6 protein-coding genes are annotated in these 5743 nt (G+C 64.3%); 3 read left to right on the forward strand and 3 right to left on the reverse strand.

What is annotated here, in order from left to right; genetic code table 11:
• Positions 1 to 247: 247 nt before the first annotated feature.
• The gene (locus VGP39_RS03465; RefSeq protein ID WP_327566710.1) at positions 248 to 1054 is read right to left on the reverse strand and encodes an undecaprenyl-diphosphate phosphatase; all 807 of its coding nucleotides are present in this window, start codon (positions 1052 to 1054) and stop codon (positions 248 to 250) included.
• A 405-nt stretch (positions 1055 to 1459) separates the two neighbouring features.
• On the opposite strand from VGP39_RS03465, the gene VGP39_RS03470 reads away from it, so the two are divergent.
• The 3 genes from VGP39_RS03470 to VGP39_RS03480 all read left to right on the forward strand — a co-directional run bounded on the left by VGP39_RS03470 (position 1460) and on the right by VGP39_RS03480 (position 4265).
• Complete coding sequence (locus tag VGP39_RS03470) at positions 1460 to 2152, forward strand: glutathione S-transferase family protein (protein ID WP_327566711.1); 693 nt, start codon at positions 1460 to 1462, stop codon at positions 2150 to 2152.
• A 148-nt stretch (positions 2153 to 2300) separates the two neighbouring features.
• Positions 2301 to 3437, forward strand: a complete 1137-nt coding sequence (gene queG / locus VGP39_RS03475) for a tRNA epoxyqueuosine(34) reductase QueG (protein ID WP_327566712.1) — start codon at positions 2301 to 2303, stop codon at positions 3435 to 3437.
• A gap of 33 nt (positions 3438 to 3470) precedes the next feature.
• Positions 3471 to 4265, forward strand: coding sequence for an acyl-CoA thioesterase domain-containing protein (locus VGP39_RS03480; protein WP_327566713.1), 795 nt, complete (start codon positions 3471 to 3473; stop codon positions 4263 to 4265).
• Between the two features lie 152 nt (positions 4266 to 4417).
• Here the strand turns inward: VGP39_RS03480 and VGP39_RS03485 are convergent, their stop codons facing one another.
• The gene (locus tag VGP39_RS03485; RefSeq protein ID WP_327566714.1) at positions 4418 to 4888 is read right to left on the reverse strand and encodes a nuclear transport factor 2 family protein; all 471 of its coding nucleotides are present in this window, start codon (positions 4886 to 4888) and stop codon (positions 4418 to 4420) included.
• Positions 4889 to 5071: 183 nt separating this feature from the next.
• Positions 5072 to 5743: alpha/beta hydrolase (locus VGP39_RS03490; protein ID WP_327566715.1), on the reverse strand; the 672-nt coding region annotated here is incomplete at its 5' end.

Here is a 5743-nt window from a genome sequence, read left to right on the forward strand (position 1 = left end):
TGCCTTGGGCGCGCGCGGTGCCTTGCCGCGCGAGGTGGGTACGTTAATCCCGCCTCAAGGGGTGCCCGCTGGTGCCCTGGCGCCTCCCGCCGCTCCATCCCCTCGCTTGGGTTCGCGAGGGACTGGCAAACCTCGGACGCATCGCGCCGCGAGAATATAGAGGCTTGGCTGTTTGAATTTTGAATCGGAAATTTAATGTAAGACGCTGCCACATTCTCAGCGTCTTCGCCGTCGCGGGGAGGACCAGCTATCTGCCCAGCGCCAGCGCGATCAGGCCGATTGTGCCCACGATCACGCGCCACCAGGCGAACAGCGTAAAGCCGTGGCGGGTGACGTAGTTCAAGAAGGTTTTCACCACGATGATCGCGGTGACGAACGACACCACGAATCCGATCGCGACAATCCCCAAGTGATCCGCCGTCATGTCGGCGCGGCTCTTGTAGAGATCGTAGACGAAGGCGCCGAGCATGGTCGGGATCGCCAGGAAGAACGAGAACTCCGCCGCCGCGCGCTTGTCGGCGCCGAGCAGCATCGCCGCGACGATGCTGGCGCCGGAGCGCGACACCCCGGGGATCATGGCAAGGCACTGCGCGAACCCGATCTTCAGATACATCGGCAGCGGAAACGTGGTGGCGTCGTGCTTATGCGGTTCGAGATCGAGCTGATCGACCCACAGCAGGATCGCGCCGCCGACGATCAGCGAGAAGCACACCACCCAGGGATTGAACAGATAGCTCTTTATGTAGCCGCCGGCCGCAGCTCCGATCACCGCGGCGGGCAAGAACGCCACCAGCACGCCGATGACGAAGCGCCGGTCGTCGGGATTGGAGAACATGCCGAGCGCGACCCGCCATAATTTGCCGAAATAGAGCGCGACAATGGCAAGGATGGCGCCGAGCTGAATCAGCACCGCAAAGCTCTTCCAGAAATTACCCTCGCCGAGATCGAAAAACCGTTCCGCCAGCAGCAGATGGCCGGTGGAGGAGACCGGGAGAAATTCAGTCACGCCCTCGACCACGCCGAGAATCACCGCCCTGATCGAATCGGAAATCATGATGGGGTCCATTATGCGGGGAAAACCGGGTTCTTCTCGCCTATTCGCATGCCCGCTGCAACGTCAAAAACAACGGTCCGGCCAAGCAATGCGGAACGTGTGGTAAAGCGCGATTTTCCCCGAATGCTGCGCGAGCCCGGCACTGCCACATAACCAACCGTCATCCTGAGGAGCCGCGCGCTTGCGCGGCGTCTCGAAGGACGGCCACAGGCACCTGTAGCCATCCTTCGAGGCTCGCCGAAGGCGGCGAGCACCTCAGGATGACGGCGGTGTTGTCTGACCATCAGCAAAGCCAGTACTCCTATGGTCAAGCCCGGCCATGACGCTTAGGGAGCCTTCCGGCTCGAAAGCGGCTTCCCCCGGCAGTGAGAGTTTGTTAAGCACCGCAAATCTATCAAGGGCTTCATGTTTACGCTGCTTCACCATCCATTCTGTCCGCATTCGCGCTTCATCCGCCTCGCCTTCGGCGAGCACGGCCTCGATCTGCGGCTGGTGGAGGAGCGCGTCTGGGAGCGGCGCGAGGCGTTTCTGGCGCTCAATCCGGCGGGGACCACGCCGGTGCTGACCACCGCGGGATTTCCTCCGATCCCGGGCGCCGCCATCATCGCCGAATATATCGACGAAGCCCATGGCGCCGCCTTGAGCGATCGCCGGCTGCTGCCCTCCGCAATGGCCGAGCGCATCGAGGTGCGCCGCCTGATGGCGTGGTTCAACGAAAAATTCTTCGAGGAAGCCAGCGGCCCGCTGGTGACCGAGCGCATCTACAAGCGTTTCATGAGCGATAGCAATGGCGGCGGCGCCCCGGCGATGGACGTGATCCGCGCGGCGACCGTAAATGTGCGCTATCATCTGGCCTATATCGGCTGGCTGGCGCGGACGCGAAACTTTCTCGCCGGCGACCGGCTGACTTACGCGGACCTGGTCGCCGCGGCGCATCTGTCGGCGATCGATTATCTGGGCGACGTGCCATGGAGCGAGGACGACGCGGCAAAGGCGTGGTACGCGCGGATAAAATCCCGCCCGTCGTTCCGCCCGCTGCTGGGCGAATGGCTGGCCGGCGTGCCGGCGTCGCGGACCTATGTGGATCTGGATTTCTGAACGCGGCCTTTTCGTACGTCGTCCCCGCGAAGGCGGGGACTCATACGCCGTGTCGTTCGAGTTCAGGGACCAGCGTGGAGCAAGCTGATCGCCTCAACATGTTCGTCAGGGGTTATGGGTCCCCGCCTTCGCGGGGACGACCATTGTGTTGACGCTCATCGAACCAACCGATCTCAAATCCGCGCTTGCCCGCGAAGCGCAAGCGCTCGGTTTCGATTGCATCGGCGTCAGCGATCCCGCGGCGATCGGAGAAGCTGGAAAACATTTCCACGCCTTCATCGAAGCCGGCGGCCACGGCGACATGGATTGGCTGGCGGCTCGCCCGGAGCGCCGCGCCGACCCGCGCGTGCTGTGGCCCGGCGTGCGCTCGATCATCATGCTCGGCGTCAATTACGGGCCCGATGAGAACCCGCTGGCGATCTTGCAGCAGCGCCGCCGCGGCGCGATCTCGGTCTATGCCCAGGGCGATGACTATCACGACCTGATCAAGAAGCGGCTGAAAACGCTGGCTCGCTGGCTGGTCGCCACCTCCGGCGGCGAGGTGAAAGTGTTCGTCGATACCGCCGCGGTGATGGAGAAGCCGTTGGCGCAGGCGGCGGGGCTGGGCTGGCAGGGCAAGCACACCAATCTCGTCTCGCGCGAGCTCGGCTCCTGGCTGTTTCTCGGCGCGATCTTTACGACGCTCGATCTGCCGCGCGATGCGGCGGACATCGATCACTGCGGCTCGTGCCGAGCCTGCCTCGACGTCTGTCCGACCAATGCGTTCCCGGCGCCGTACCAGCTCGATGCGCGGCGCTGCATTTCGTACCTGACCATCGAGAGCAAGGGGCCGATCCCGCGCGAATTCCGAAAAGCCATCGGCAACCGCATCTATGGCTGCGACGATTGCCTCGCGGTCTGCCCGTGGAACAAGTTCGCGCAAGCGGGACGGGAAACCAAACTTGCCGCGCGCGAAAATTTGCGCGCGCCGGCGCTGGCGGAGCTGGTCCGGCTCGACGACGCAGCGTTTCGCGCGCTGTTTGCCAAATCCGCGGTGAAGCGCGCAGGCCGCGACCGGTTCATCCGCAATGTGCTGATCGCGATCGGCAACTCGCAAGACGCCGCGCTTGCTGCGGAAGCTGAACGCCTGCTCGGCGACGACAGCGCGCTGGTGCGCGGCGCGGCGGTGTGGGCGCTGTCGCAGTTGATGCCAGGCGACAAATTCGATTCGACCGCCGCCGACAACAGCCGGCGCGAGACGGATGATAGTGTTCGCGCGGAATGGATAAACGCCGCCCGCTCTTGATTTCATCGCAAAAATTCCGCCATGGTCCGCGCGATGACCAACCAGCCTTTTTTCACCCGCGACACTGAGGCTTTCATCCCAACCGCGGCCGCCAACGGGCCATGGGACCCCAAATCGCTGCACGGCCGCGTCATCGTCGGCCTGCTCGCCTTCGCGATCGAGCAGCGGCACGGCAGCGACGATTTCGTTCCTGCGCGATTTACGGTCGATATGTTCCGCCTGCCGGGCTTTGCGCCGGTCGAAGTGAAATCACGTCTTATCCGCGACGGCCTGCGCATCAAGGTGGTCGAGGCCGAATTTTTCAGCGGCGGCACCAGCATGGCTCGCGCGTCCCGCCAGTTGCTGCGTAAAACCGAAAATCCCGAAGGCAATGTGTGGTCACCGCCGAACTGGGACGCGCCCGCGCCTGCGGATATTCCCGCGCCGACCGATCCCCGCCTCGGCATGAACGGCAAGTGGACCACCCGCCCGGTCATCGGCGCGATGGGGGATGTCGGCCCGCGGCGGCTGTGGATGAGCCAGGTGCGCGACCTCGTCGAGGGCGTAGCCTTGACGCCGTTCGTGCGGGTCGCAGTGGCGGCGGATTTCGCCAGCCCTTACGCCAATGCCGGCGATCAGGGCCTCGGCTATATCAACAGCGACGTGACGCTGTATCTGCATCGCCTGCCGGTTGAGGAATGGATCGGGTTCGAAGTGGTGAACCACCACGCGTCGGACGGCGTCGCGATCGGCGAATGCTGGCTCTACGACCAGCAGGGCCCGATCGGCACATCCACCGTCGCCGCCCTGGCACAGCGCCAGCCGATGACCAAACCGCCGCCGCCGTAGTTCGTCATTCCGGGGCGCGCTCTTCGCGCGAGCCCGGAATCCATAACCCCAGTATTCACGCTCAGCATCCCCACGCCAGCACGGGGAGTATGGATTCCGGGCCTGCGCCAAGAGGCGCATCCCGGAATGACGAGGGTGGGTATTGCCGGAAGTCACTCCGCCAAATGCCGCTTCATCTCCGGCCGCGCCTTCAGCGCAGCGCCCTGCTTTGCCACGATCTTCGCAATGCGCTCCGGCGCAAAATTCATGTCGACAAACCCCGTCGCGGTATTGGCGACTTCGTGATACTCCGCGATCAACCCATCACGCAACGTCATGATCGCGACGCCCTCGAACATCACGCGGGCGCCCTTGGCCTCGGGCAGCAATGAGCGATAGCTGAAGGTGTAGCGCGCGTAGAGCGTCTTGCCGTCGCTGACGGGATCGTGCATGTCCCAGCGGAAGTCGTCCGCCGTGCGATAGAACCAGTCGTCGATCATCTCCGCGATCCTGGCGCGGCCTGCGAACGCGCCGTAGAACACGTCGTGATAGACGCCGTCCTCGGTGAACAACGCGGCGAAGGCGGTGCCGTCGTGTTTTTTAACGGCGTCGCAGAAGGCGCGGAGCATGGTGGTGGGATTCATGAAATATCCTCCGTCTCCACATATTCCGAGTCGTCCCCGCGAAGGCGGGGACCCATAACCACCGTCATTTGTGATGATGGAAAGCGGTCGAGGCAACGTCGCTGCAACAATCGAGAGGCCAGGGGTTATGGGTCCCCGCCTTCGCGGGGACGACGCTGTATTTTTGGCGAGGGACCTGGCCACTCACCCAAACTCCTTAACCGCCGCGATGATCCGCGCGATGTCCTGCGGGCGCGAGAGGCGGTGGTCGCCGTCCTGGATCATGGTCAGCACCACGTCATCGTTGGGCAGCCGATGCGCCAGCGCGAAGGCATGTTGCCATCGCACGTCCGGGTCCTGCGCGCCTTGCAGGATGCGCACCGGACATCCGACCTCGATTGCCCGGCCGAGCAGGAGATGGTTGCGGCCCTCCTCGATCAGCGCGCGCGTGATCGGATAGGGCTCGCCATATTGCGACGGCCGCAGCCAGACGCCCCTGGTCTCGATCTCCTCGCGCACCTCAGGCGAAAAACCCTTCCACATCAGCTCTTCGGTAAAGTCCGGCGCCGGCGCGATCAGCACCAGCCCCGCGAGACTGGCGCGGTCTATCCCGCGCCGCCGCGCGATTTCGCGTGCCAGCAGCAGCGCCATCCAGCCGCCCATCGACGAGCCGATCACGACCTGCGGTCCCTCGCAGAAGGCGTCGAATACCGCGATGCTTTCTTCCAGCCAGCGTCCGATGGTGCCGTCGGCGAAGGCGCCGCCGCTGATCCCGTGGCCGGAATAGTCGAACCGCACGCAGGCGCGGCCCTGCTCCGCCGCCCATGCATCGAGCGCCAGCGCCTTGGTGCCCTGCATGTCCGAATTGAAGCCGCT

Origin of the sequence: Bradyrhizobium sp., from assembly GCF_036009065.1 — a bacterium.
Classification (GTDB): Bacteria; Pseudomonadota; Alphaproteobacteria; order Rhizobiales; family Xanthobacteraceae; genus Bradyrhizobium.